We start from the raw sequence: 26,346 nt of genomic DNA on the forward strand, positions 1-26,346 counted from the left end.
ATGGCTAACTTGAAAATCTCATCCCTCTACAAGTCTTTCGGTGCTGAGAATGTGCTGGATGGTATCAACCTTGATATCCAATCCGGTGAATTCCTCGTCTTGCTCGGACCATCCGGCTGCGGAAAATCTACACTCCTGCGCATCATGGCAGGGCTGGAAGACGAAAGCGCGGGCGATATCGCCATTGAAGGTAAATCCATCGCACACTTACCGCCATCGAAGCGTGAGATCGCCATGGTCTTTCAGACTTACGCGCTTTATCCGCATTTGAGTGTGCGAGGGAACATGGAGCTGGTCCTCAAGCAGGCAGGGTACTCAAAGGCAGAAATCAAGGATCGTGTTGCTGAAAGTGCCCGTGCGTTAGAGCTGGATGCCTTGATGGACCGAAAGCCCTCTCAGCTCTCAGGTGGACAGCGCCAACGTGTTGCAATTGGTCGTGCAATTGTGAGAGATCCCAAGATTTTCCTGTTTGATGAACCTCTCTCAAATCTGGATGCAGCATTGCGTGGGCAAGTGCGGTTGGAAATCGCGCGCCTTCATCAACGCCTGTCAGCAACCATGGTGTATGTGACACACGATCAGGTCGAGGCTATGACACTGGCAGATCGTATCGTGGTTCTGAATGATGGCGAGGTCCAGCAGGTCGGCACACCGCGAGATCTTTACGAGCGACCAGCAAACCTGTTCGTGGCCAGTTTTATCGGCTCGCCCAATATGAACTTTTTGCAACTGGAAAAACTGAGCGAAAACAGTGCGCAGCTTAAGGATGGGACGCTACTCCCTATCTCCAACGATGCCTCCGTCATCCCGGCAAATGTCACACTCGGTATCCGTCCTTCTCACGGCATTTTGCACGATGAAGCAGGGGAAAGCTATCTGAGGGCAGAAGTCTTACTGGAAGAGTATCTGGGAGACACCACTTATGTGCATGTTGAGTTGGAAACTGGCGAACAAATGGTTGTTCGCGAAGACCCAGAGATAACACGCCGAACTGGTGACCTGGTCTACGTTGAGCTGACACTGTCAGGCGTACATCTCTTCAATGCTGATACGGGAAAACGGATGGTCGTCAGCATCTCTGAACAGGAAACTGCTTAGCGCTTAAACTGAGGGAACATGCAGATTTCCCTCAGTTCTCATCAATCTGCGGTTTGTAGTCAAACTCGATAAACTGTAGAAACTTGCGCAAGATATCGGTTTCATAGTTCTTTTTGTAAATTGCGCAAAGGTCTGCCGGAATGTCTTCCTTCAAGCGAATGAAACGCACATTCTTAGATTTCTGACTACGAAAACAGTCGCTGACCAAAGCAATCGCCTGACCAGAAGCAACTAGCGCCAACAAGGTACTTGGCTCCTGAACCTCAAAGGCAGCTTTAGGGTAGAAGCCCTGATCTTTACATCTTGCGATCAAAAATGGCGTCGAGTTGGACATGCTCCGGTCCAAAACAGCCATTTCCTCATCTTTTAGCTCTTCCAGTCCCACCACCCTGCGATCCTTGAGAGGGTGCGTGCTAGGCACTGCCAGTGTAAGATTTTCTCTCACCAATACTTTTGAGTTTAAGGCTGGCTCATTGAGTGTATCGCCATAGCGGCAGATACCCAGATCAATGATGCCGCCATCCAGCGCTTCCTTCTGTTGATTGGGCGCCAACTCGGTAAAATTCAGAGAACAATCCGGATGCTTGCTCTTGAAATCCGAGAGCAGGTTCGCAAATCCATCCAGAAAGGCGCTGCTCACCATCCCGATGCTGAGGGTCGAGTTTTCCGCACGTCCCTGCCGCTGGGTGTTGGTGATGGCGTAATCCAACGTATTGAAAATCTGCTCGCACTCACGTTTCAACACGCGCCCCGCAGCAGTCAGAGAAACATTTCGTGAGTCACGCTGAAAGAGAGAGAGACCGAGGGCAACCTCCAACTCTTTGATTTGTATGGACATAGGTGACTTAGAAATATGCAGCTCTTCCGCCGCACGCCCAAAGTGTCCACTTACTGACACTTGATGGAAGTAACGCAGCATTCGCAAAGTAATGCGGCCTGATGTGATTAGATCGTGCATGAACTTGTTTTGCTATTCTTATTTTGTTCTAGGTTGTAGCTCTTAAAGTTCTACTATTTTATTCTATATGTTCTGTAAGAACTATAATCTACGAAATAATCCGTATGTGACGTGGTTTTCTACGTAATATTTTCTAGTTTGTTTCGAACTTCGAAACGATTGATATATTTAAAAAACTTAATAATTGCCTCTCAGGCAACTAGGTTGCCCTCACCAAAGGGAATTAAATAAAAGGTGAGGCAAACTATGCAATCGGGTCAGTTCACATTCGCACCTACGCAAGGTGAGTGTACTGCGCCTGTCGTATGCCGCGCTTTCACTGAGACTGACGGCTCATACTCGCGAACTCCCACCGTGTGTATGTCCTCAGCACTGACAATTCCTGATAAAGCTCCAGAAGGTTCTACAATCGCAGGTGTTTTACATTGTTTTTCAATGACAAAGCATTTGTTGGATGCGGGTGGCCATCTCAACTGTCCACGTGAAGGTGGGTACGGTTAGTCGCCTTCCGGCGCTTCAAATTTCTCCCCAACCATAATCAACAACTTACCTCAGGGCCTCTGGGAGGAGCTCATAATGTTCGCAACAGGTTTTCTTGGCATCGCTACACTGATCGTTATTGCTGTATTGGCTTCAATCAATCGCAAAGCGATCAATCTCCGCACTGTAGGGGGGGCACTTGCCTTACAGATTGGTATCGGCGCTTTCGTGCTCTATATTCCAGCTGGCCGTGCTATTCTTCATGCAATGTCAAAGGGTGTTTCCGGTGTGATCGACAGCGGTCGTTCCGGTGTTAACTTCCTTTTCGGCAACCTCACCAACGGTACACTTTCTGAAACTGTTGGTTTTGTGTTTGCCTTCAACGTGCTTTGCCTCGTTATTTTCTTCTCCGCTCTGATTGCTGTTCTGTACCACCTTGGTGTTATGCAGGTCGTCATTCGTGTCGTTGGCGGTGGTCTGGCAAAACTGCTCGGCACCCATCAGGCCGAATCCATGTCTGCGGTTTCCAACGTTTTCGTTGGTCAGACAGAAGCTCCACTGGTTGTGAAGCCTTACATGCCTAAGATGTCTGATAGTGAGTTCTTCGCTATCATGTGTGGTGGTATGGCATCTGTTGCTGGTACTGTTCTCGGCGGCTACGCATTGATGGGCGTTAAGATTGAGTTCCTGCTCGCAGCATCCTTCATGGCTGCGCCAGGCGGTTTGCTCTTCGCAAAACTCATCATGCCTGAAACCAAAGAAGTGAACTACACAGTAGACACAAGCGCTGACTTTGGCGACGAAAAGCCAGAAAACGTGCTGGCTGCTGCCGGTCAGGGCGCAATGAATGGTCTTCAGCTTGCTGGCGCAATCGGTGCAAACCTTGTTGCAATGATCGGTCTCATCACTCTGGTGAACCTGATCCTCGGCGGCGTTGGTGATCTGGCTGGCTTCAGCCTGTCTCTGGAAATGATCCTCGGCTGGATCTTCGCTCCAATCGCTTACCTGCTGGGTGTTCCAATGGCTGACATCGGTGTTGCAGGTTCTCTGATTGGTAAGAAGCTGGTCGTAAACGAGTTCGTAGCGTACCTCGACCTGAAGAACTACCTCGTCGATGCCACAGCAATGGACATGGGTCTGCCGATTATTCAGGAAAAGACCAAAGCAATCGTTTCCTTCGCTCTCTGTGGCTTCGCAAACATCTCTTCCATGGGTATTCTCATCGGTGGCCTGGGTGTTCTGGCTCCAAACCGCATGAACTTCATCGCGAAATACGGTCCTCGCACTCTGTTGGCTGCAACTTGCTCAAACCTCATGAGCGCAGCGATCGCGGGTATCTTTATCTCCTTGGCAATGTAAGAGAGTTTTCTTCCTTAATCTCTGAAATTGCCTGTGACGGGGGGAGCCTAGCTCCCCCCGTTTCTATTTGTATTAGAAAAACAGACCGCGCTACGTTGGGGGTAAGCGCCTACCTGCATCACAGGAACGAAGCGCTAGCTGCTAACGCCTTCTTCGATAACTTCTCGTGAGCCTTGCGGAGGCATTTCCGGGAACGCCGGAAGCTTCGGATCAATCTCATCCCACGATGGTGCTCTACTGGAATACACGTTTACCTGAGGCTCGATGACCTCCGGTTGGTCAACAGCAGATGCACGCACAAAGATCAAATCTGTCATGGCTGAGTTGAGTGAGTAAACCGCACTGCCGCAGGTTGGGCAAAAGCCCCTTGTGACTACATTTCCACTATTTGCAGGCTTGTCAAAAAATGTGAGCTCCCCAGTCACTTCAACCGCTTCTTTGGGCAGAGCTGCATGAGTGCAATGTCCTGTTCCGGACGACTTGCGACAGTCATCACAGTGACAGTGTGCGGTAATCTGCGGCTTCATTGTGGATTTCAGCTGTACATTCCCGCAAAGGCAGGACCCTGTAAAAGCGCTTTCCATGATACTATCCTTAGTCAATGTTGAGAGATGACTTAGTGACTTGTAAATTGCAAGTCACTATTCACAATAGGAGAGATTGGCGGTATGTCAACCGAAAACCGTTCCGGCTGCCCGATCGCAAATACGCTGGATATTGTGGGAGACCGTTGGAGCCTCCTGATCCTGCGGGACATGTTCAATGGAAAGAAGATCTTTTCAGAGTTTCTGAGCTCACCGGAGAAGATAACCACGAGCGTTCTGACAGTGCGTCTCAACCAGTTGGAAGCGGCTGGATTGGTGAAAAAGGAGCTCTATCAACCGAACCCAAAACGCTACCAGTATCTCTTGTCTGAGTCGGGAAGGGACATTCTACCTGTGCTTCGGGAAATGTGCCGATGGGCCAACAAGCATATGCCCGAAACCTGGATCCCGCCGGAGAGCTTTATGGAAATGAATCCATGAGAAAGGCTGGACGCGATATCCAGCCTTTCTCAACTTCCAATGATGTCCTGCGGTCAGAATAAAACCGACGGCAACCATGTCGCTATCTGAGGGAAGAACCAGACCAGTGCCATCCCGACAATCTGCAGCAGGATGTAAGGCAACACCCCTTTGTAGATCATGCCTGTTGTGATCTCAGGCGGTGCTGCCCCGCGTAGGTAAAACAGCGAGAAACCAAACGGCGGCGTCAGGAAGCTGGTTTGCAGATTGATTGCGATCATCACAGAGAGCCAGATTGGATCAAAGCCCATCATCAGCAGGGTAGGGCCAACGATCGGAAGCAAGATCACCGAGATCTCAACGAAGTCCATGAAAAAGCCCAGTGCGAAAATCAACGCCATCACAAACAGCAGCGCGCCCATCTCTCCACCAGGCATCGCAGAAATCAGCTCTTCAATGCGTGTATCACCTCCAAGGCCGCGGAAAATCAGCGAGAACACACTCGCTCCAATGATGGTCGCAAAGATCATCGCTGAGATGGAGAGCGTATTGGTCATCACTGGCGCCAACAACTGAGATCGCCACATGCGCATCACGCTTTGCAGCAGACCACTTATGCCGATGATTAACAGCACGATCGCAACAAACGCCAAGCCCCAGTCCGCAGCTGTCAGCTCGCTCTTTTGCAAGCGAATGGTAGTAAAGCCTGCAAGCGTAATCACCGCCAGCAACGCAACAACACTGGCTCCAAGCAGCAGGTTTGACTTGCCGTTGCTCAGCCGGAAACCAGCAAGCAGCAAAGCGCCAACAGCACCAACCGCGGCAGCTTCTGTTGGTGTCGCGACACCGCCCAAAATTGAGCCCAGAACGGCAATAATCAGAGCCACCGGTGGAATGAGCACAGATGCAATCCGCCGCACTGAAGTTGTACCCAGCACTTGTTTGTCCATAGCAGGCGCACAACTAGGCTGAAGATAGGCGCGGACAAGCAGGTAGACGATGTAAACACCCACCAACATCAATCCGGGGACCAGCGCTGCAGCAAATGTCTGACCCACACTGATTGTCTCAACGGTGAACTTGCCCTCAGCAAACTGAGCCTGCTGATAGGCGTTGGACATCACCTCAGAAAGAATGATCAAAAGCGTTGAAGGGGGGATAATCTGCCCCAAAGTGCCAGCTGTACAAACCGTACCAGCAGCTAGTTTCGGATCGTAACCATTACGCAGCATCGTTGGCAAAGCAATCAACGCCATCGTCACCACAGTTGCACCCACAATACCAGTGGAAGCTGCGAGCAACCCACCAACGAGCACAACGGAAATACCCAGACCGCCACGAAGAGAACCGAACAACTTGCCCATTTCTTCCAGCAGGTCTTCAGCAATGCGGCTGCGTTCAAGCACAAGCCCCATGAAGACAAAGAGCGGGATCGCAATCAACACGTTGTTTGTCATCGTGCCGAAAATACGCTGCGAAAGCGCACCCAGCAGGCCGGTATCAAACGTGCCAGCCAATGCTCCAAGAATTGCGAAGAGAACGGCCACACCAGCAATTGTGAAAGCAACGGGATAGCCCAGCAAAATCGCAAAGCACAAGCCAGCGAACATAAAGATATCGAGAAACTCAATCACAGCTTTGGCTCCTCAACATCAACACCACACAAGAAGAGGCCGTCGCGCAAAATGCCAGAAATACCCTGAATGATCAGAAGGCCGCAAAATGCTGGAATAAGGCTCTTAAGCAAAAAGCTCGCAGGTATGCCGCCAACAGAGATCGGCCCCTCTAGGATCTTCCAGCTGTTGTAAACAAACGGCCAGCTGATCCAAAGCAGCAACCCAACAGTTGGCAGCAAAAAGAGCAAAGCACCGATCAGGTTGATAATGGCTTTGGCCTTGGGAGAGGCCTGCCCGTAAAAGATGTCGACGCGCACATGCTTGTCAGCCAGAAGCGTATAGCCCGCGCCAAGCATGAAAACAGCGGCGTGCATGTAAAGCACGCCTTCGCCGAGAAAGATGTAGCTGATGCCAAACAGATAACGCAGCAAAACAATCGCGAACTGTAAAAGCAGCATAAACAACGCAAACCAGCGAATGGTATGACCAACCAGACGGTTGATAGCGTCGAGTTTCAAAACAACAGAGGTCATCGGTGAGATCCGATCAGGCCAGAGTTTTTTCTTGGCTTTCTAGAGCGCCTCTTCGAAAAATAAATACTGATTTTCGGAGAAAGGGGCGCACTAAACTGACGAAAGCAGGAGAGCAGCCGGGGTGATGTACCCCGACTGAGTATTGCGCGGAAAATTCTGACAAACCGGGAGTTAGCCAGAAGACTGCAGCTTAACCGTAGTTGATGTCCAGAAGGCGCATATTCATCTGGCCGTTGTCTGCCAGAGGTTTGTATTCCTTCATGGATTCACGATAGGTGAGGAAGCTTTCAGTGATGCGCTTTACCAACTCATCATCGTTCTGGCGCAGTTCGCCAATCACTTCACCCGCAGCGTTGCCCATTGCCAGAATAACGTCTTCTGGCATGTTGCGAACCATGACGCCTTTTTCCGCAACCAGCATCTTCAGAGCCTTAGCATGGTTGGTGGTGTATTCAGTCCAAACATCGTTGTAGAGCGACGAGCAGGCAAACGCGACAACTTGCTTCAAGTCATCTGGGAGTGCACTGTAAGCCTCAGAGTTCACAGCACATTCTTCAGCCGAAGATGGCTCGCCCACACCTGGGAAGTAATAGTTCTTGGCAACCTGATAAAAACCCAGAGCAGAGTCAGTCCAAGGTCCGATAAACTCACCTGCATCCAGTGTTCCTGTCTGCAGTGCCTGGAACATGTCGCGGCCACCCATTGCTTGAACAGCCATGCCCATCTTGGTGCACATCTCAGAAGCAAGACCAGTGGTACGGAAGCGTAGACCTTTCAGGTCCTCAGCCGAGTTGATTTCGGTGCGGAACCAACCAGCTGCTTGTGGGCCAGAGTTGCCACACAGGAACGGCTTAAGATTAAAGCGGGCATACATCTCATCGTAGAGCGCCTGACCACCGCCATGGGCCATCCAGCCATATTGCTCATCAGCGGTCAAACCAAATGGCTGAGATCCGAACAGCAGGAAGCCTTTGGACTTAGAGCCCCAATATGCCGGAACAGAGTGGTAAAGTTCAGCAGTTCCCTCCGATACTGCATCAAACACACCACGACCCGGAACAAGCTCACCAGCTGCATAGAGTTTTACCTCAATGCGGCCACCGGAAAGCATGGTGATACGGTCTGCAAGCATCTGCGCTGCAACGCCAGGACCCGGAAGGTTTTTTGGCCACGAGGTGACCATCTTCCACTTGATCTTGTCGGAAGCAACAGCCGGAGCTGCCAGAGCAGAAGCAGCGGCGACGCCAGTTGCTGCAACACCTGCGCCCTTAAGAAAATCACGTCTTTTCATAATTTTTCCCCTCAAAAATTAGAATAACAAGGGGCCGCGAACTGCGGTCCCTTATCGGTTTTTGTTTAAAGTCTGGAGTGCCAGAATACGCGGCTAGACCAGTTTGCCCGGAAATGGAGTAGCTGTCTTAATCAGGAAAGGTTTGTACTCCCGAGTCAGTTACTTACCTAGAGATGGTAAGTTCAAACCATTCTCCTTGGCGCAATCAATTGCCAATTGGTAGCCTGCGTCCGCATGGCGCATGACACCTGTCGCAGGGTCATTCCACAGCACACGGCCAACACGCTCATCAGCTTCTTTCGTTCCGTCACAACAAATCACCATGCCGGAATGCTGGGAAAAGCCCATGCCAACACCACCGCCATGGTGCAGAGACACCCATGTTGCGCCAGAAGCAGTGTTCAACAGCGCATTAAGCAGCGGCCAGTCAGAAACAGCATCAGAGCCATCCATCATGGATTCCGTTTCACGATTTGGCGACGCAACAGAGCCGGAATCCAGATGATCACGACCAATCACGACAGGAGCCTTCAGCTCGCCATTGCGAACCATCTCGTTAAACGCAAGCCCGAGGCGGTGACGCTGTCCAAGGCCAACCCAGCAGATACGTGCTGGCAACCCCTGGAAGGAGATACGCTCCCGCGCCATATCTAGCCAGTTGTGCAGGTGCGGATCATCAGGAATGAGTTCCTTCACCTTTTGGTCTGTCTTGTAGATGTCCTCTGGATCACCTGAAAGCGCTGCCCAACGGAACGGACCAACGCCTTTACAGAACAACGGACGAATGTAGGCAGGGACAAATCCTGGGAAGTCGAAGGCGTTCTCTAAGCCTTCTTCAAATGCCATCTGACGGATGTTGTTGCCGTAATCCACTGTTGGAACACCGCGTTCATGGAAGTCCAGCATCGCCTTCACATGTACTTTCATGGAGGCACGGGCCGCTATCTCAACGGCCTTCGGATCGCTCTCGCGTTTTTCTTTCCACTGCGCCATGGTCCAGCCCTGTGGCATGTATCCATTGATCGGGTCATGAGCAGACGTCTGGTCTGTCACGATATCCGGACGAACACCACGCTCAACCAGTTCAGCAAAAATGTCAGCGGCATTGCCGAGCAAGCCAACAGACTTGGCTTCACCTGCAGCCGTCCAACGCTCAATCATCTCCAGCGCTTCATCAAGCGTCTTGACTTTCTCATCAACGTATTTGGTACGCAGGCGGAAATCGATGCTGTCCTCGTTGCACTCAACGGCCAGACAAGAGGCTCCAGCCATGACTGCAGCAAGCGGCTGAGCGCCACCCATACCGCCAAGACCGCCAGTCAGGATCCACTTGCCTTTCAGGTCTCCGCCATAATGCTGACGGCCTGCCTCAACGAAGGTTTCGTAAGTGCCCTGAACAATGCCCTGTGAGCCGATGTAGATCCACGAGCCCGCAGTCATCTGGCCGTACATCGCCAGACCTTTTTTATCCAGCTCGTTAAAGTGATCCCAGTTTGCCCAATGCGGTACAAGGTTGGAGTTAGCGATCAAAACACGTGGTGCATTCTCATGCGTGCGGAATACACCAACTGGCTTACCGGACTGCACCAGCAAGGTTTCATCAGCTTCCAGCTTTTTGAGGCTATCGACAATGGTGTCGAAATCTTTCCAGGTGCGCGCAGCACGGCCAATGCCACCATACACCACCAGCTCATGCGGGTTTTCAGCCACATCAGGGTGCAAGTTGTTCATAAGCATGCGCAACGGTGCTTCCGTCAGCCAGCTCTTGGCATTCAACTCTGGCCCGGTTGGTGGAAAGATATCGCGCGTATTCTTGCGAGGGTCTTGAGTGAGCGTATCGGTCATTGTCGGCTCCGTTAGCGACTTGTACTGGCGCTTGAAAAGGCCCCGGCAAGGGCATGTGCTTCTAACTGAGTAAGAATGGATTTGAGAGTGGTTCGCGTCTTGTCCGCACTTTCTGGAGCGTAAGCCCACGGGCTCTGCTCAAACATGTAGGCCCGCTGCGCTGTCTCCATCTGAATGGCGTGCATGCTAGTCTCGGGCTTGCCATAATGGCGTGTTGTCCAGCCACCTTTAAAACGCGCATTCACTACAGTTTCTACGCTGGCATCTGCACGGCAGGCCTCAACAGTGATCTGCTCAATCATCGAAGCACAGGTTTGCCCGCCATTGGTGCCAATGTTGAAGACTGGCAGTTCACCTTCAAACAGAAACGAGATATTGGAGCGGATGGAATGGCAGTCGTAAAGAACAGCGACACCAAACTTCTGCCGCACACGCTCCAGCTCTTCGGCAATCGCCTCATGATACGGTGCATGGAACTTAGTGCGACGCTCTTCAACTTCATCCTCAGATGGTTCATGCCCATCTCGATAGATTGAGCGTCCATCAAAGTCAGTCAGCGGGCAAAGAGTGGTGGTGTTCTGGCCCGGATAAAGCGATACATCTGCAGGGTCACGGTTGGCATCAATTACATAACGATGCACCGGTGTCTGGATTACACTCGCGTTTTCCAGCAGGCCGTCATAAAGGCGGTTGATGTGCCAGTCCGTATCAGCCAGCGCGTGCCCAACTGGGTTGAATCTGTCCCAGATAGCCAGCGGCACATCTGTGCCTCCATGCGGCTGGGCAAGAACAATCGGGCTGTCACCACGTTTGATCAGGGGGGAGAAAGAACAGGTCAATCAAGCCTCCTCTAACTTGAAAAACTGGGCTTTGCTGGCCGCATCAAAAATTCGACCAGAAGCAACAAGCTCAGCCGCTTTTTCCAGATCTGGCGCCATGTAGCGATCGTCTTCCAGCTCTTCCACCTCTGTGCGTACAGCTTTGATGACTTCCTGCAAGATCGGACTGGTTTTGAGCGGAGTACGGAACTCAATGCCTTGAGCCGCCATCAGCAACTCAATGCCGATGATCTGGGAAAGGTTGGCGTTCATATCAATCAAGCGCCGTGCAGCATGGGTCGCCATGGAAACATGGTCTTCCTGATTGGCACTGGTCGGCGTTGAATCCACGGAGCACGGAGCCGCACGTTGTTTGTTCTCGCTGTAAAGCGCTGCAGAGGTCACGTCCGCAATCATAAAGCCGGAGTTGAGGCCCGGATTTGGCGTCAGGAACGGCGGCAGACCGTAGTTGAGTGCAGGATCAACCAGCGTTGCGATCCGGCGCTGCGAGATTGCGCCAATCTCGGCAATGGCAAGTGCGGTCTGATCTGCAGCAAACGCTACAGGCTCAGCATGGAAGTTGCCGCCAGAAACAATGGAGCCGTCTTTGAAGACAAGCGGGTTATCAGTCACCGCATTGGCTTCAATCTCAAGCGTATAAGCAACCTGAGCAAGAAGCCCCAGTACGGCACCCATCACCTGAGGTTGGCAGCGCAGGCAGTACGGATCTTGCACGCGCTCATCATCCTCGCGGTGGCTTTCGCGGATGGCAGAACCAGACATTAGCTCGCGAATGGTAGCAGCGGCAGAGATTTGGCCTTTATGACCGCGCAGCTCTTGGATCTCTGGGCGGAACGGAGCGCCAGAGCCCATCAACGCATCGACGGACATAGCACCGGTAATCAATGCAGTCTTCGCAAGACGATGTGCCTGGAACAGACCCGCAAGAGCAAGCGCAGTTGAAACCTGCGTGCCATTGATCAGCGCAAGGCCTTCCTTCGCTGCTAGCTGAATAGTCGGAATACCAGCCAACCGCATCGCTTCTTTGCCAGAAACACGCACACCACCAAAGAAGGCCTCTCCTTCACCGAGCATCACAGCTGCAATGTGAGAAAGCGGAGCCAGGTCACCGGAAGCGCCGACGCTACCCTGACCCGGAACCACTGGCACAACATTGTGCGCCAGCATCTGTTCAAGACACTCAATCAACTCCCACCGCACACCGGATGCGCCGCGACCCAGCGAGGCGAGTTTTAGCACAATCACCAAACGCACAATGTTTTGCGGCAGCACATCACCAACGCCGCAGCAATGCGAAAGAATGAGGTTTCTCTGCAAGGTAGCAGTATTATCGCTAGGGATTTTGACAGAAGCAAGCTTCCCAAATCCCGTATTCACCCCATACACTGGTGTATCGCCCTGTGCCGCTGCATGCACAACAGCAGCAGCTCGTTCAACGCCCTCTTTGCAAGAGCGGTCCAGTTCTACATTGGCCTCGGTGCGATAGATCTGCTGAAGCTGAGAAAGTGCAATTTCTCCCGGTTTTAAAATCAGTTTAGGTTTGGAAGAGACGGTGGGGGAACTAGTCATAAATGCCTCAGTGCTTAATTTGCTTGTGTTTTTGTGATGTCTTTGCCGAGGAAATACAGGCGGTTCAGTGGGTTGAACCCGATCCGATAGGCCAGTTCGGCTGGCTCCTTTACATCCCAGATCGCAATGTTTGCCTGCTTGCCTGCTTCCAAAGTTCCGCAAGTCTCCGCTTGCCCCAGTGCTTGGGCTGCATTGCGAGTAATCCCAGCCAGCGCTTCCTGCGGTGTCATGCGGAACAAAGTGCACGCCATGTTCATACACAGCAGAAGCGAGGTGAGGGGAGAGGACCCCGGATTAGCATCTGTCGCCAGAGCAATCGGAACACCGGCATCGCGCAATTCCTGAAGCGGAGGATGCTGAGTTTCACGCAGGAAGTAGAATGCGCCCGGCAGCAAAACGGCAACAGTTCCAGCTTCCTTTATGCTCGCAATACCGGCGGCATCCAGATACTCCAGATGATCAGCGGAAAGCGCTTTGTGGCTGGCTGCCATAGCCGTGCCACCAAGGTTGGAGAGCTGCTCAGAATGAATTTTTACTGGCAGGCCAAGCTCCTGAGCCCGGTCAAATACGCGGCTGACCTGCTCAGGTGAAAACGCAATCCCTTCACAGAAAGCATCAACCGCATCAGCAAGGTTCTCGGCCTGAACAGCAGGGAGCACTTCATTGCAAACAAAGCTGATATAAGCATCACTGCGTCCTTCATACTCAGGCGGCAACGCATGTGCGCCGAGAAAGGTGGTCAGGACCTTGACTGGCCGAAGTTCACCAATCTTGCGGGCAACTCGCAGCATTTTCAGCTCGGTATTTAGATCCAGCCCATAACCAGACTTAATCTCCAGAAGTGTCACACCCTCCGCCAGCAATGCATCAACGCGTGGCAATGCATTGGCTAACAGGTCTTCTTCACTGGAAGCGCGCGTAGCAGCAACAGTGGAACGAATACCACCACCGGCGCGGGCAATCTCTTCATAGGTCGCACCATTCAACCGCATCTCAAACTCACGAGCGCGGGAACCGCCATAGACAATATGCGTGTGGCAATCAACGAGAGACGGTGTTGCGAGGCGTCCGCCAAGGTCGGTTTGTCCAGCCTCTTTCCAGTCCTCTGGCAAATCCTGCTCAGGGCCAATCCAACAGATTGTGTCGTCTTCAATGGCAATCGCTGCGCCATGGATCAGGCCATAACCATCCGACTGCTCAGAAAGAGTTGCAGCTGTCAGGTTGGTGAGTACGGTTCTCCCGCTTGTCATGGACCCTCCCGAGATTCCACGTGAATTCACTTCAGTAAAAATCTACATGGAAATCGCTTAATGTCTATACATAAAAAATGTGCAATGTGCGTAATTCTTGATCCAATGCGCCTGAGAAGATTGAATAAATAGCTAAATTAAGCCATTTATGTCATTATGTGGTGATATTTTAGAAAAATGATGTGGTTGTGTGGGTTGCATTTATGTATATGCTTATTAATGTAAAAATGATCTGAGCTGATCATCGTTTCACATCAAACCTATTGAGTGAGCAATGAAAACCATCTTTGCAGGGCAGGCTTTACTTCCCACTGGTCTAACTGAAAATGTGCGCTTGCGCTTGGACGACAATGGCACAATCAAAGCCGTTGAGACTGGGGTAAAACCTGAAGGCGAAGAGGTTTCCGGCAAAAGCAGAATGATCTGTCCTGCTCCTGCCAACTTGCATTCACATGCCTTCCAACGCGCAATGGCTGGCATGACAGAAGTGCGCCAAAAGGGAAAAGATAGTTTCTGGACCTGGCGTGAGCTCATGTATCGCTTTTTGGGGCAATTGCGCCCGGAGCAAGCCGAGGCAATCGCAGCGCTGGTCTATATGGAGATGTTAGAGGCTGGCTATGCCAGTGTGGGTGAGTTCCACTACCTCCATCACCAACTAGATGGAACACCCTACGACACCCTTGCAGAAATGAGCGATCGCATCTTTGCCGCTGCCAGCCAGACAGGCATCGGCCTCACGCATCTGCCGGTGCTCTATTCCTACGGTGGTGCAGGCGAACAGCCACTCAGTGGCGGTCAGCTGCGGTTCGGCAATGATCTGGATCGTCATCTGCAACTCATTGAGCAAGCGTCGAAAACGCTGACTGCCACTCTACCTGTTGACTGTCAGGTCGGCATCGCACCACATTCACTACGGGCAACCAACCCATCTCAGTTGCGCGAGATTGCTTCCACGTTTGCAGGCAAGCCTGTTCACATCCACATCTCAGAGCAGATGAAGGAAGTGGAAGCCGTTCAGGAATGGCTGGGCGCACGGCCAATCGAATGGTTATTGAGCAATGTTGATGTGCAAAACAACTGGTGTTTTGTGCATGCAACCCACATGACTACAGAGGAAACGGTAGCCATGGCGAAGGCTGGTGCAGTCGCAGGTCTTTGCCCGATTACGGAGGCGAATCTCGGCGACGGCATCTTTAATGGCCCAACATTCATCGAAGCTGGTGGTGTCTATGGTGTCGGCTCGGATAGTAACCTGCGTATCTCGCTCTCTGAAGAACTGCGCATTCTTGAATACAGCCAACGCCTGCGTGATCAGTCTCGCAATGTGATGTTGTGTGGGGAAGGCTCTGTCGGCACGGCCATGTATCAGGCCTCTGCCAAAGGCGGTGCACAAGCGCTTGGTCGGCGCACTGGTGAGCTGAAGGAAGGCCATCTGGCTGATGTGGTTGCAATCGACACCACTCGCGTTGAATTTGCAGGCCTGAGACCAGACCAATATCTCGACTATTGGATTTTTGCAGGTGATGACCGTGTGGTGACTGATGTCTGGTCGGCCGGGCGCCACATGGTGAAAGATGGACAGCACATCCACCGTGCAGCTATCACGGCTAAATACAGAGAACAGCTTGCAGTTTTGCTGGAAGCAGCCTAACAACGCGCCAAATCAATTCCAAATGAAAACGACAGGACAAGCGCTTGCGATCCTATAAGGAAATTAGAGGTATTTTGCAGGAACGGATCACCAGCCAGCAATGGCAGCCAGGTGATTTGTTGCCAAGCGAGCAAGCGCTTTCTGAGGAGTTTGGGTGTACCCGATCAACCGTCAACCGCGCGATGCGAGAGCTCGCGGATGCTGGACTGGTCGAACGCCGCCGTAAAGCTGGTACCCGTGTCGTTCAACCGAAATCCCATCCTGCAACCATTTCCATTCCAGTGATCCGGCAAGAAATAGAAAACAAGGATCAGTCTTACAAGTACCTGCTACTGGAGCGCCTGGAAGCCCTGCCGCCGGAAGATGTTCGTGCCCAGCTTGGATTGGAGCAAAATGAGAAAGCTCTTTTTCTGAAAAGCTTGCATTATGGTGACGGCATTCCGCAGCAACTTGACGTGCGCTGGATCAATATCTCAGCATTGCCTGAAGCCTCGCAGGAGAGTTTTGCGGATATCGGCCCAAATGACTGGCTGCTACAACGCGTCCCACACCCAAACATTGAGCACGTCTTCCGCGCAGACAAAGCCACAGCTGAGGAGCAACGGCTCCTGCAGCTGCAAGAGTGTGAGCCTGTTTTCACGATTGAGCGTCGCACATGGATTTCAGGGCAGGGCATAACTTATGTACGCCTTGTGCACCCAGGCAGCCGTTACCGTATGGCAACACGCAGTTCAGCAACCCCCACCTTCAACTAGCGAAATCTAGCCAGTATTTTGCTTTTCCTTTTGCTCCAGTTGGGCGAAGTGATCTTCCAGCCGGATTTTGCCGTAGCACTTTCCAATCATGTCCATCCGCATGGCACTCAGGAAAAACTGGATCGGCCCATAAGTTTTCACGGATGTGAACGTCTCCAGCACCCGCTGTAGTGCGATGCTGATCCAATTGGGGAGATGCGTGATCCTGGTTTTTTTGCTCAAGCTTTTAAAGGCGATCTCAGCCAACTCGTTGTGGGTGTACTTCACCGGACCACCAACCTCGGCGTAGGCTTGGCCTTCCTCGATAATCTCAAAGCAAGCTGCGGCGAGGTCAGCCCCGTGGATCGGATTGATGCGAAAGTCTCCAGAACCAAACATGTAAACCCGGTCAGATTTCGCCATGCCCCGGAATTCCTCAATATCTGAGAAGTACCCGCTTGGAGAAATAACTGTGCTTTTGATTGGTGCTGACTGAAGCACCTCAACAAAGTGCTGTTTGGCGCGCACGAGTTTCACATTCAGCAGTTTACTCGCGTTCAGTACATGGACATATGCAAAATGAGGGATGCTGTTTTCTACTGCTAGATCGAGCAGGTTTTTGTTGGCCTGATAATCCACTTCGTTGTAACTCAAGCCGTCTTTCTGGCGGGTAATACCGAGCGCAGAGACGACAAGGTCAACCTCATCCATCAGCCCGATCAAGCTGTTTGGCTGAGTAACTTCCCCCTCAAAAAACTCACTGGCTTCAAGGCCTTTCGTACGGGCTGCTTGTTCATTGCGCACAAGAGCACGGACGCACCAGCCCTGCCGCTGATAATAGGAGGTGAGATAAGAACCCAGATAGCCGGTTGCGCCTGCAATTACGACGGTCTTCATTACAATTCCTCAAACGATCAGGTGCCGCAAAAGGTCTGCTGCCAATGAAAATACGAGGCGCCGAGTACCTTTTGGATATTCCGCCCCAAGGAAGTGCGTGCGTCAAATAACAGCTCTTCACCGGGCGTGAGGCTTTTAAGTTTCTATGGGATGAGGTCGTGCAGAAGTGTGCTGAAACAACTCTTATTCCCACTCTCAAAAAATGGGAGCTTCTACCGACAAAATCAACCGATAATTGTGCATAGTCAAGGTTTCAGGACAAAGTGGATAAGCAATAAAAAGGGGAAGAGCCTTTCAGCTCTCCCCTTCTGGTATTGAGTGGCCTCTTGTTGCAATCAACCTTTGCCTTGCCATGGAATGAGCAAGCGCTCCAAATACCGCATACCAAGTTCAATGGTGTATCCAATAAGCCCGATGACCATGATCCCGATCACCACCGTATCCGTTTGCAAAAAGTTCTTTGCAATCATGATCATGGAACCGACGCCCTTGTCCGCTGCAACCAGTTCTGCAGCAACAACAGTGCCCCAGCAAACACCCATGGCTGTTCTGAGGCCAGTGAAAATCTCCGGCAGCGCGTTTGGCAAAATCACATGAAACAGGATCTGTGTGCGAGACGCTCCAAGTGAATAAGCGGCATGCACCTTGGTGATCTTGACGCTGTTCACTCCAGATCGCGCTGCAATGGTCATGATAAACAAGGACGCTAGGAACAGCAGGAAGATCTTTGCGGTTTCATCAATACCAAACCACAGAATGATCAGTGGAATCAGAGCAAGCGGTGGAATCGGACGCATGAACTCCACGATCGGATCGAATAAACCGCGTGCAATAGAGGAAAGGCCCATGGCCAGTCCAAGAGGAATGCCAACAAGTGCCCCTAACAGCACGCCTCCAAGGACGCGGAACACTGAAATGCCGATGTGATCCCAGAAGGCGACATTTCGGAAGCCTTCCGAAAGCAACTTGCCCATCCGGGTGAGAGTTGCATTGACAGACGGCCAGTAGAAGCTCTCCAGCATGCCGAGTGCGCTGGCAATACCCCAGGCAGATAGTAAAATGACAACAGTCAGGATCGAATAAAACCGACCTGAATTAACCGCGCTGGCATCACCAAAGCGAACGGTCTTCTGCTGCGTGAAAACATTGTCTTTAAGCCCGAGCCAGACGGAGACTCCTGAAGGCGGTGTATGGTGTTTGCTCATGTTGGCCTCCTATGCTGGTTCAAGTTCTTGGTCGTTGCCCATAATCTCTTCTTCCATGCCCCAAATAAGGGACAGGACTTCCTCACGCGTCTCCACAAACTCATGGGAAGCTTTGATCTGGCGTGGGCTCTCCACCAGTCCGCGGTCCGCAAACGGTAATTCGTATTCACGCAGAATACGGCCAGGTCGGGGGGCCATCACGATAAGTCGCTCTCCAAGGAACAAGGCTTCTTCAACAGAGTGTGTGATGAGAATGATTGTCTTGCGCGTCTCTTTCCAAAGTTTGAGCACAAGGCTCTGCATTTTCTCGCGGGTCAAAGCATCCAGCGCCCCAAGGGGCTCATCCATCAAGATCACTTCCGGATCATTAGCAAGGCAACGGGCTAAAGCGACGCGTTGCTGCATACCGCCGGAGAGCTGATAGACTGGCTTCTTGCCAAAATCCTGCAGGCCGACAATCTGCAAAAGCTCATCTACTTTGCGTTTGGTCTCCGCCGCAGGTCGTCCCGCCATTTTCGGTCCGAATGCGATGTTTTTTTCAACCGTCATCCATTCAAACAATGCGCCCTGCTGAAACACCATTCCGCGGTCAGAGCCGGGGCCAGTCACCTCCATATTCTCACGGATGATCTTACCGGAGGTGGGGCGAAGAAAGCCTGCAATGATGTTGAGAAGAGTTGTTTTACCGCATCCCGATGGACCAAGAACGGAGACGATTTCACCGTCCTTCACATTCAAATTGACGTTGTTGAGAGCATGGACTTGATCACCGTTGGGAAGGGTGAACACCATAGAGATATTGTCGGCAACTATTCCACTCAAAGCGCTTCTCCCGGTTCTTTGGAAAATGCCTGGTTCGCCCGGTCTTTTTATTGGAAGAATGGCGGGACATTGCCCGCCATTTTCAAAAGTCTCTTATTTAAGATAGCTGGCGTCGACGAACTGGGAGTAATCATCCAGTGCTTCATCAAGCCCACCAGCAGAAACCATGACATCAGCCACGCCTTTTGCTGCAGCCTGAATGCCACCGCCGAGCCAGTTCTCACTTAACTGCTCTTCATTGGTTGGGAAGCCAAAGTTCGCGATCATCTTCTTCGCTGGCTCAATGTCCATACCCGCAGCGCGCGCAATCTTGTCGTACATTGCGTTAGGGTCTGTGTTGTAAGCGGTGTTCGCCTGATTGGTGACTTCCATGAACTTCTTCACCAGCTCAGGATGTTCAGCGGCAAAATCGCTGGTCACATTCACCACATCAAAGGTATTGATGCCAACGGCTTCCTGCTCCGCGCCTGTCATCAGCGGGGTGCCAACCGTTTTCATCCGGTCAAGCGCACCACCAAAGGCACAGCCCATTGCTACATCACCGCGCAAAACAGCAACTGCTGCATCTGCCGGGTTCATTTGCACAAGGTTCACCTTGTTGAGGTCAACGCCCAAATGGTCCAGCGTGCGGATCAGCTTGTAATGGGTGACGTTGCCAATTGGAGTAGCAACCTTCTTGCCTTCCAACTCCTTGGCATTTGCCTTGGTAATACCGGTGTCATTGCGCACAATGCAAAGGTCGTTCTCAGCATAAGTCACGGCGATGCCGACAAGTTTGATTGGAGCACCGGAGGAAACACCAACAACGAAAGGCACGAACCCATTGCTGTACGCAATTTGCACATCACCGGAAACCATGGCCTGAACCATTTCGTTTCCGTTGCCAAACGCCCGCCACTCAACTTCCAGACCCAGCGCTTCATCGTAGGTCTTGTCAATCTGGGCTGCTTGGTTCGCGGTGGGCCATTCCAGAAAATAGGCTACGGTGATTTTATCAAGTGCGTGAGCAGAGCTCATACCAAGGCTCGCGACCATGCCTGCTGCAAGAGCCAGTTTTCCTGCAAGCTTCTTCAATGCCATCTCTATTCCCCCTCTGCGGTGCTAAGTTCTTATTCCCTCGTTATTTTTACGCGTTCCCTATTCTTGGGACTTCCTTAAACCTAAGCTTTCAGCAATTGAGGACACTATGAAACCGCAGGTCCCGGTAGTGCCAGTTGGTGAATCCCGATGGAACCAGACAGTATTTCTCGATCCGCATTCATTTATAAGTGCCCAATCTGCCAATATTATTCTCTATATCTCTGCGGAAGATTGGGTTGGAGCTTCTCAATAACAGTGATTCCTCTGTATAAATAAACGAAGAATCCTATGTTCATGCTGATGTATATGAGCAATCGCTACTTTTTGTGCTGCGACGCAGCAATTTATCTGCGGTCTCCGATAGTAATTCTATGCCCTTTGGAATTTTATCGGTGTGGATTGAAGAAAAACCAAGGCGGAAATAGTTTTTACCTTGGTTTGAATCTGCAAAGAACACGTTCCCCGGTTCAATCAGGACACCCTGCTTCAGAGCTTCTTGGGCAAGAACCGTCGCATCCAGATCAGGTGGCCCGCTCACCCAGAAGGACGATCCACCAAACGCAGAAACCTGCGCCCAGCCGGGAAAGTGCGTTTCCATAGCTTCGCTCAGCGCATTCCAGCGGCTTGAATAGGCATGGTGCAACTTGCTGATCAAAGCATCCTGTGAGCCCTGTGCCAGAAACAACGCAACACTGCGCTGGTTGTTGCCCGGCGGATGGCGGAGCATCAGCCGCCGCATGGCGCGGATTTCCTTGATCACCGGCTTCGGTGCCACAATAAACCCAATCCTCAACCCCGGCATGATGGACTTGGAAAGGCTACCCACATAAAGCACCCGCCCGGATGCATCGACAGAGCGCAATGCAGCGGTGGGTTGCCCGCGATAGTTGGTCTCGTACTCATAATCATCTTCAATAATCAGAGCGTCGGACTGGGCCACCCATTCCAGCACCTCGCGACGCCGTTTCATCGTCATCGTGGTGTTGGTGGGGAACTGATGGCTTGGCGTCACATACACCAGCTTGGCATCACCAAGCATATCGGCCCGTATGCCTTCCTCATCCACAGGAATGGCCCTTATGTCGGAGCTCCTGAGTCGCATGATGTTTCGCACATCAGGATATCCGGGGTCTTCCACTGCAACAGGTGTATCCGGCTTCACGAACAAGTGCGCGATCAAGAACAGAGCATTTTGCGCCCCCATCGTCACGAGAATCTCGTCAGATTCAGCAATCACACCACGCCGGATCAGGATGCGCCGCTGGATCTGCTCAATCAGCATCGGATCATCAGCCGTAAAGCGGTCATCCGTCCAGGCATCCAGCCATTTGATGCTCATTGTCTGACGTACACAATCCCGCCACGCACTGATGGGAAACAGCGTTGGGTCCACCTGACCGTAGATGAACGGGTAGGGATAGCTGTGCCAGTTCTCGGTCTTCAAAATATTGAATTGAGTGGACGGTGTAAGCCGCAACTTGGAAGCCCAATCCACACGATCCCCGGGAACTTGTTCCCTGGGCTGGACCCGATCAGGCAGCTGTCCCAGATTCTCAATCACCTCTGGCGACACATAAAAGCCGGATCGTTCACGGGTGATCAGATACCCATCCGCCGCCAGTGCCTGATAGGCCAGCATGACCGTGTTGCGCGAAACACTCAACCGTTTCGCCAACGCACGCGTTGAAGGAACAGGTGTGTTTTCAGCAAGTTGGCCGGAAAGAATAGCAGAGACGAGCATCTCCCTGATCTGGCTTTGCAGCGTCGTACTGTCATCCCGGTCAACGGAAAACAAGCTGTATCTCATGGCTGGCCCCTCCCTCCAAATCACGAGTGAAGTATCAGCATGAGTTCATCTGGCTCTATGGTCAAGAACAACTGGACCTATCTGACCTATTATTTCGGCGACAAGATATTTCTCACAGTACCTCTGGGGAACTGTTGGCGAATAACTCAGTGTTCTAGGAGAAAGATCGAGATGAGTGTCCTTGCAGAGCCGATTGAACAAGCGAAAACCAATTCTCTTGAGCAACACTGGATGCCGTTTTCCGCAAACAAAGAATTTAAGAGCGCACCGCGTCTCATCACCCGTTCAGAGGGAATGTACCTTTGGAATCAAAACGGTGACAGGTTGGTCGATGGCTCTTCCGGGCTGTTCAACGTGCCTGCAGGCCATGCGCGCAAGTCGATTGCGGATGCCGTTCATGCTCAAATGATGCAGAACGGATACACAGCGCCCTTCCAGCTGGGCCAGCCGACATCCTTTGAGTTTGCGGCAAAACTCACCAAAATTATGCCAGAGCCCTTCAATCACGTGTTCTTTGTGAATTCAGGATCGGAGGCCATCGATACCGCGCTGAAAATGGTCATGGCCTATCATCGTGCAAACGGTGATGCACAGCGCACTCGCTTTGTCTCCCGTGAGCGGGCGTATCATGGCGTGAATATGGGCGGTGTCTCTTTGGCTGGTATGGTCAAAAACCGCGAAACTTTCCCGGTTGTCATGCCAAACATCGTCATGATGCGTCATACGTGGAACGAGGAAAACGCCTTCACAAGAGGCCAGCCGGAAACCGGTGTGGAACTGGCAAATGATCTGCAGCGCTTCTGCGAGACCTACGGTGGCTCCACAATCGCCGCTGTGTTCATTGAGCCTGTTGCAGGCTCCACCGGCACGCTCGTCCCGCCAAAAGGCTATCTGGAGCGTGTGCGCCAGATCTGTGACGAGCACGGCATTCTGCTGGTGTTTGATGAAGTGATCACTGGCTTCGGACGTCTCGGCAAACCGTTTGCAGTGGATGCGTTCAACGTGATGCCAGACATCATAACACTGGCAAAAGCACTCACCAACGGAGCAATCCCGATGGGTGCCGTTGCAGCGTCGGATCAGGTTTATGAAACCATCACCGAAGCAGCGCCAGAAAATGCCATCGAGTTCTTCCATGGCTACACATATTCGGCACACCCAGCAGCCTGTGCAGCAGGTTTGGCGACGCTTAAAATTTACGAGGAAGAAGGCCTGTTTGATCGGGCAGCCGAACTGAGCGATTACTTCCTTGATGCGATCTGGTCCCTGCAGGATATCCCGATTGTGAAGGATATCCGAGGCTACGGGCTTATGGGCGGCGTAGAGGTTCACCCGCTCGCCGGTAAGCCGGGCATCCGCGGCAACGAGATGCAAAAGCGATTGTTCTGGAACGGCTGTCACGCCAAATGGACGGGGGACACAGCCATCCTGGCGCCAGCGTTTATTGCAGAGCGAAGTCATGTCGATGAGATCGTGGATGCAATGAGGAAAACGCTCATAGCTGAATAGATCGAAGAAAGTATTGTTTTGAGAAGAGCACATTTGTGCTCTTCTTTTGTTTTTCAAATTGGTTGAGGGGAGGCGATCAATGACGAAGTCTATTCCGCAAAATGCGCGTGTCGTGATCATTGGTGGCGGTATTGCCGGGTGTTCTGTTGCGTATCATCTGGCAAAGCTTGGCTGGCAGGACATCGTGCTGCTGGAGCGCAAGCAGCTCACGTGCGGCACCACCTGGCATGCCGCAGGGCTGATTGCCCAATTACGTGCATCCAAAAACATGACGCGCCTCGCTAAATACTCGCAGGAGCTCTATGGCGATCTGGAAGCAGAAACCGAAATCGCGACAGGTTTTCGCCGCAACGGATCAATCACAGTTGCCTTAACCGAAGAACGTCGCAGCGAGATCCTACGCTCAGCCGCAATGGCGCGGGCGTTTGGGGTGGAAGTAGAAGAGATCACCACCTCAGAATTGTTGGACCGCTACCCCTATGTAAATGCGCAGGATGTTACAGCAGCTGTCTACCTGCCAAAGGATGGGCAGGGTGACCCGGGCAACATTGCGCTTGCTCTTGCCAAAGGTGCCCGCCAACGCGGAGCACAGGTGTTTGAAGGTGTCAAAGTCACAGGCATCGCTAAGAAGAATGGTGCTGTCTCAGGTGTCTCTTGGCAGCGAGATGGCAGTGATGAGCAAGGTCACATCGCAGCTGACTATGTGGTCAATTGCGCTGGTATGTGGGCGCACCAACTGGGTAAAATGGCTGGCGTCAACGTGCCGCTGCATGCCTGCGAGCATTTTTATATGGTCACAGATAACATCGCTGGCCTCCCACAACTCCCCACACTGCGCGTGCCGGATGAATGTGCTTACTACAAGGAAGATGCCGGCAAAATCCTGCTGGGCGCGTTTGAGCCAACTGCCAAGCCGTGGGGCATGCAGGGCATCTCGGATGATTTCTGTTTTGACCAGTTGCCAGAAGATATCGAGCACTTCGAGCCCATCCTGGAACAAGCGGTCAACCGTTTCCCTGAGTTGGCAGTGACTGGCATTCACACCTTCTTCAATGGCCCTGAAAGTTTCACACCGGATGATGCCTATCATCTGGGTGAAGCGCCGGAACTCAAGAACTTCTTTGTTTGTGCTGGCTTTAATTCCATTGGCATTCAATCCGCTGGTGGTGCAGGTATGGCGCTCGCCCATTGGATGGAGCATGGCCATCCACCCTTTGATATTTCCGATGTTGATATCCGGCGCATGCAGCCGTTCATGGGCAACAAAACGTTCCTCTATCAACGCTCGAAAGAAACGCTCGGCCTGTTATATGCCGATCACTTCCCCTTCCGCCAGAAAGCCACGGCACGCGGTGTCCGTCGCTCTCCGCTGCATGAGCATCTCAAACAAGCTGGCGCAGTCTTCGGTGAAGTTGCAGGCTGGGAGCGCGCTAATTGGTTTGCAGAGCAGGGGCAGGACCCAAACTACGACTACTCCTGGAAACGCCAGAACTGGTTCGAAAACTCCAAACGCGAACACCTCGCCATACGCAACAATGTCGGTCTCTACGACATGTCTTCCTTCGGGAAAATCCGCGTGGAAGGCCCGGATGCAGAAGACCTGCTCAATCATATGTGCGGCGGAGATATGTCTGTGCCAATCGGCAAGATTGTCTACACACAGTTCCTCAATGATCGCGGTGGCATTGAAGCCGATCTTACCGTCACCCGCCTTTCTGAAACCGCGTACCTGCTCGTAACTCCCGCTGCCACTGTTATCAGAGAACTCAGTTGGCTCAACAAGCGCAAGGGCGGAGCAAACGTCGTGATCACCGACATCACATCGGGCGAAGCGACCTTGGTTGTGATGGGGCCGAAATCGCGAGAGCTGCTCTCCAAGGTCTCTAATCACGACTGGTCCAACGAAAATCATCCCTTCGGCACGATGCAGGAGATTGAACTCGGGATGGGCCTTGCTCGTGCGCATCGTGTTTCCTATGTCGGAGAACTGGGGTGGGAACTGTACGTCTCAACTGATATGGCCGCTCATGCCTATGAAACTCTGGTGGAAGCAGGTGCCGACGTTGACCTGAAACTCTGCGGCCTCCACTCAATGGATTCTTTGCGTATTGAAAAAGGCTTTCGCCACTTCGGTCATGACATAACTGAGGAAGATCACGTTCTTGAAGCAGGTCTTGGCTTTGCTGTGAACACCAGCAAAACTTCCTTCATTGGCAGAGAGGCTGTGCTGCGCAAGAAGGAAGAGGGTCTCTCATCCCGCATGCTGCAGTTCAAGCTAAAAGAGGCAGAACCGCTGTTGCACCACAACGAGCCTGTTCTACGCGATGGAGAGATCATCGGATATCTCACCTCCGGCAACTACGGTCACACTCTGGGCGGTGCCATTGGCCTTGGCTACGTGCCATGCAAAGGCGAAACAATCAAAGACATGCTCGCCTCCAGCTACCAGATCGACGTCGAAGGCACACTCTGCGACGCAGAAGCATCCTTCAAACCGATGTACGACCCCAAAAGCCTGCGTATGCGCGGTGTGAAGGAACTGGAAAGCGCATAACTCAAGACAACACCTCGCACGGCGTGCGAGGTGTTCTTCTAATCTGATAGGTGCGATGCTGCTGCCTAAATATGCTCAGCTTTAAAGTACTCGACCCAGTTAGCGATCTCTTTTGCAATGAGCCTCCCCCTTTGAAGTGGTCCACGCCTATAGTTAGGAAACCGGAGGACCATAGATGGCTATCAAGCGCCCCAAACCTGAAGATATTGTTGTGAAGTTACGGCAGGTTGAAGTTCTGATGGGGC

Annotated in this window: 21 protein-coding genes; 7 read left to right on the forward strand and 14 right to left on the reverse strand. The window is 52.1% G+C overall.

Annotation, left to right across the window (positions count from 1 at the left end; translation table 11 throughout):
- On the forward strand, window positions 1-1,098 hold the full coding sequence (locus tag PsAD37_RS04170) for an ABC transporter ATP-binding protein (protein ID WP_063295075.1): 1,098 nt from the start codon (window positions 1-3) through the stop codon (window positions 1,096-1,098).
- Between the two features lie 31 nt (window positions 1,099-1,129).
- Here PsAD37_RS04170 and PsAD37_RS04175 read toward each other — a convergent pair whose 3' ends face one another.
- The gene (locus tag PsAD37_RS04175) at window positions 1,130-2,056 is read right to left on the reverse strand and encodes a LysR substrate-binding domain-containing protein (protein ID WP_057464105.1); all 927 of its coding nucleotides are present in this window, start codon (window positions 2,054-2,056) and stop codon (window positions 1,130-1,132) included.
- Window positions 2,057-2,632: 576 nt separating this feature from the next.
- On the opposite strand from PsAD37_RS04175, the gene PsAD37_RS04180 reads away from it, so the two are divergent.
- Window positions 2,633-3,895 (forward strand): NupC/NupG family nucleoside CNT transporter, encoded by a 1,263-nt coding sequence (locus PsAD37_RS04180; RefSeq protein ID WP_063295076.1) that lies wholly within the window; start codon window positions 2,633-2,635, stop codon window positions 3,893-3,895.
- 134 nt (window positions 3,896-4,029) lie between these two features.
- On the opposite strand, the gene PsAD37_RS04185 is transcribed toward PsAD37_RS04180, so the two are convergent.
- Entirely contained in the window at window positions 4,030-4,479 is a 450-nt protein-coding gene (locus PsAD37_RS04185) for a GFA family protein (protein ID WP_063286673.1), read from the reverse strand.
- 84 nt (window positions 4,480-4,563) lie between these two features.
- Here PsAD37_RS04185 and PsAD37_RS04190 point away from each other — a divergent pair, with 84 nt between their 5' ends.
- The gene (locus tag PsAD37_RS04190) at window positions 4,564-4,920 is read left to right on the forward strand and encodes a helix-turn-helix domain-containing protein (protein ID WP_063295077.1); all 357 of its coding nucleotides are present in this window, start codon (window positions 4,564-4,566) and stop codon (window positions 4,918-4,920) included.
- A gap of 53 nt (window positions 4,921-4,973) precedes the next feature.
- Here PsAD37_RS04190 and PsAD37_RS04195 read toward each other — a convergent pair whose 3' ends face one another.
- The 7 genes from PsAD37_RS04195 to hutI all read right to left on the reverse strand — a co-directional run bounded on the left by PsAD37_RS04195 (window position 4,974) and on the right by hutI (window position 13,842).
- Entirely contained in the window at window positions 4,974-6,533 is a 1,560-nt protein-coding gene (locus PsAD37_RS04195; RefSeq protein ID WP_084407653.1) for a TRAP transporter large permease subunit, read from the reverse strand.
- Entirely contained in the window at window positions 6,530-7,048 is a 519-nt protein-coding gene (locus PsAD37_RS04200; RefSeq protein ID WP_063295078.1) for a TRAP transporter small permease subunit, read from the reverse strand. The genes PsAD37_RS04195 and PsAD37_RS04200 overlap by 4 nt, the downstream gene beginning before the upstream one ends.
- A gap of 190 nt (window positions 7,049-7,238) precedes the next feature.
- Window positions 7,239-8,339 carry a TRAP transporter substrate-binding protein gene (locus PsAD37_RS04205; RefSeq protein ID WP_063295079.1) on the reverse strand — a complete coding sequence of 367 codons (1,101 nt, stop codon included), beginning with the start codon at window positions 8,337-8,339 and terminating at the stop codon, window positions 7,239-7,241.
- A 159-nt stretch (window positions 8,340-8,498) separates the two neighbouring features.
- The gene (gene hutU, locus PsAD37_RS04210; protein ID WP_063295080.1) at window positions 8,499-10,184 is read right to left on the reverse strand and encodes a urocanate hydratase; all 1,686 of its coding nucleotides are present in this window, start codon (window positions 10,182-10,184) and stop codon (window positions 8,499-8,501) included.
- 11 nt (window positions 10,185-10,195) lie between these two features.
- Complete coding sequence (hutG, locus tag PsAD37_RS04215) at window positions 10,196-11,023, reverse strand: N-formylglutamate deformylase (RefSeq protein ID WP_084407654.1); 828 nt, start codon at window positions 11,021-11,023, stop codon at window positions 10,196-10,198.
- Window positions 11,024-12,592: a histidine ammonia-lyase gene (gene hutH, locus PsAD37_RS04220; protein WP_063295081.1), complete on the reverse strand. Its 1,569-nt coding sequence runs from the start codon at window positions 12,590-12,592 to the stop codon at window positions 11,024-11,026.
- A 14-nt stretch (window positions 12,593-12,606) separates the two neighbouring features.
- A complete protein-coding gene (gene hutI, locus PsAD37_RS04225) occupies window positions 12,607-13,842 on the reverse strand; it encodes an imidazolonepropionase (RefSeq protein ID WP_063295082.1) in 1,236 nt (411 codons plus the stop codon).
- A gap of 274 nt (window positions 13,843-14,116) precedes the next feature.
- On the opposite strand from hutI, the gene PsAD37_RS04230 reads away from it, so the two are divergent.
- Both PsAD37_RS04230 and PsAD37_RS04235 read left to right on the forward strand, forming a co-directional pair.
- Window positions 14,117-15,493, forward strand: coding sequence for a formimidoylglutamate deiminase (locus PsAD37_RS04230; RefSeq protein WP_063295083.1), 1,377 nt, complete (start codon window positions 14,117-14,119; stop codon window positions 15,491-15,493).
- Window positions 15,494-15,537: 44 nt separating this feature from the next.
- Window positions 15,538-16,248, forward strand: coding sequence for a UTRA domain-containing protein (locus PsAD37_RS04235; RefSeq protein ID WP_063295084.1), 711 nt, complete (start codon window positions 15,538-15,540; stop codon window positions 16,246-16,248).
- Window positions 16,249-16,254: 6 nt separating this feature from the next.
- On the opposite strand, the gene PsAD37_RS04240 is transcribed toward PsAD37_RS04235, so the two are convergent.
- The 5 genes from PsAD37_RS04240 to PsAD37_RS04260 all read right to left on the reverse strand — a co-directional run bounded on the left by PsAD37_RS04240 (window position 16,255) and on the right by PsAD37_RS04260 (window position 22,038).
- Window positions 16,255-17,124 (reverse strand): SDR family oxidoreductase, encoded by an 870-nt coding sequence (locus PsAD37_RS04240; protein WP_063295085.1) that lies wholly within the window; start codon window positions 17,122-17,124, stop codon window positions 16,255-16,257.
- 335 nt (window positions 17,125-17,459) lie between these two features.
- Window positions 17,460-18,329 (reverse strand): ABC transporter permease, encoded by an 870-nt coding sequence (locus PsAD37_RS04245; protein ID WP_057464094.1) that lies wholly within the window; start codon window positions 18,327-18,329, stop codon window positions 17,460-17,462.
- A 9-nt stretch (window positions 18,330-18,338) separates the two neighbouring features.
- Window positions 18,339-19,121 (reverse strand): taurine ABC transporter ATP-binding protein, encoded by a 783-nt coding sequence (locus PsAD37_RS04250; RefSeq protein ID WP_063295086.1) that lies wholly within the window; start codon window positions 19,119-19,121, stop codon window positions 18,339-18,341.
- 123 nt (window positions 19,122-19,244) lie between these two features.
- Window positions 19,245-20,231, reverse strand: a complete 987-nt coding sequence (locus PsAD37_RS04255) for an ABC transporter substrate-binding protein (protein WP_063295087.1) — start codon at window positions 20,229-20,231, stop codon at window positions 19,245-19,247.
- A gap of 292 nt (window positions 20,232-20,523) precedes the next feature.
- The gene (locus tag PsAD37_RS04260) at window positions 20,524-22,038 is read right to left on the reverse strand and encodes a PLP-dependent aminotransferase family protein (protein WP_063295088.1); all 1,515 of its coding nucleotides are present in this window, start codon (window positions 22,036-22,038) and stop codon (window positions 20,524-20,526) included.
- A gap of 171 nt (window positions 22,039-22,209) precedes the next feature.
- Between PsAD37_RS04260 and PsAD37_RS04265 the strand changes: the two genes are divergently transcribed.
- Complete coding sequence (locus PsAD37_RS04265) at window positions 22,210-23,547, forward strand: aminotransferase class III-fold pyridoxal phosphate-dependent enzyme (RefSeq protein ID WP_063295089.1); 1,338 nt, start codon at window positions 22,210-22,212, stop codon at window positions 23,545-23,547.
- Window positions 23,548-23,626: 79 nt separating this feature from the next.
- Window positions 23,627-26,101: an FAD-dependent oxidoreductase gene (locus PsAD37_RS04270; protein ID WP_063295090.1), complete on the forward strand. Its 2,475-nt coding sequence runs from the start codon at window positions 23,627-23,629 to the stop codon at window positions 26,099-26,101.
- The last annotated feature ends 245 nt before the right edge of the window (window positions 26,102-26,346 follow it).

Origin of the sequence: Pseudovibrio sp. Ad37 (assembly GCF_001623075.1) — a bacterium.
Taxonomy (GTDB): Bacteria; Pseudomonadota; Alphaproteobacteria; order Rhizobiales; family Stappiaceae; genus Pseudovibrio.

What these genes read in the sequence shown, in the direction of transcription:
- PsAD37_RS04170 (WP_063295075.1), top strand. Translation starts at nt 1, where the DNA reads ATGGCTAACTTGAAAATCTCATCCCTCTACAAGTCTTTCGGTGCTGAG.
- PsAD37_RS04175 (WP_057464105.1), bottom strand. Translation starts at nt 2,056, where the DNA reads ATGCACGATCTAATCACATCAGGCCGCATTACTTTGCGAATGCTGCGT.
- PsAD37_RS04180 (WP_063295076.1), top strand. Translation starts at nt 2,633, where the DNA reads ATGTTCGCAACAGGTTTTCTTGGCATCGCTACACTGATCGTTATTGCT.
- PsAD37_RS04185 (WP_063286673.1), bottom strand. Translation starts at nt 4,479, where the DNA reads ATGGAAAGCGCTTTTACAGGGTCCTGCCTTTGCGGGAATGTACAGCTG.
- PsAD37_RS04190 (WP_063295077.1), top strand. Translation starts at nt 4,564, where the DNA reads ATGTCAACCGAAAACCGTTCCGGCTGCCCGATCGCAAATACGCTGGAT.
- PsAD37_RS04200 (WP_063295078.1), bottom strand. Translation starts at nt 7,048, where the DNA reads ATGACCTCTGTTGTTTTGAAACTCGACGCTATCAACCGTCTGGTTGGT.
- PsAD37_RS04205 (WP_063295079.1), bottom strand. Translation starts at nt 8,339, where the DNA reads ATGAAAAGACGTGATTTTCTTAAGGGCGCAGGTGTTGCAGCAACTGGC.
- hutU (WP_063295080.1), bottom strand. Translation starts at nt 10,184, where the DNA reads ATGACCGATACGCTCACTCAAGACCCTCGCAAGAATACGCGCGATATC.
- hutH (WP_063295081.1), bottom strand. Translation starts at nt 12,592, where the DNA reads ATGACTAGTTCCCCCACCGTCTCTTCCAAACCTAAACTGATTTTAAAA.
- hutI (WP_063295082.1), bottom strand. Translation starts at nt 13,842, where the DNA reads ATGACAAGCGGGAGAACCGTACTCACCAACCTGACAGCTGCAACTCTT.
- PsAD37_RS04230 (WP_063295083.1), top strand. Translation starts at nt 14,117, where the DNA reads ATGAAAACCATCTTTGCAGGGCAGGCTTTACTTCCCACTGGTCTAACT.
- PsAD37_RS04240 (WP_063295085.1), bottom strand. Translation starts at nt 17,124, where the DNA reads ATGAAGACCGTCGTAATTGCAGGCGCAACCGGCTATCTGGGTTCTTAT.
- PsAD37_RS04245 (WP_057464094.1), bottom strand. Translation starts at nt 18,329, where the DNA reads ATGAGCAAACACCATACACCGCCTTCAGGAGTCTCCGTCTGGCTCGGG.
- PsAD37_RS04250 (WP_063295086.1), bottom strand. Translation starts at nt 19,121, where the DNA reads ATGGTGTTCACCCTTCCCAACGGTGATCAAGTCCATGCTCTCAACAAC.
- PsAD37_RS04255 (WP_063295087.1), bottom strand. Translation starts at nt 20,231, where the DNA reads ATGGCATTGAAGAAGCTTGCAGGAAAACTGGCTCTTGCAGCAGGCATG.
- PsAD37_RS04260 (WP_063295088.1), bottom strand. Translation starts at nt 22,038, where the DNA reads ATGAGATACAGCTTGTTTTCCGTTGACCGGGATGACAGTACGACGCTG.
- PsAD37_RS04265 (WP_063295089.1), top strand. Translation starts at nt 22,210, where the DNA reads ATGAGTGTCCTTGCAGAGCCGATTGAACAAGCGAAAACCAATTCTCTT.
- PsAD37_RS04270 (WP_063295090.1), top strand. Translation starts at nt 23,627, where the DNA reads ATGACGAAGTCTATTCCGCAAAATGCGCGTGTCGTGATCATTGGTGGC.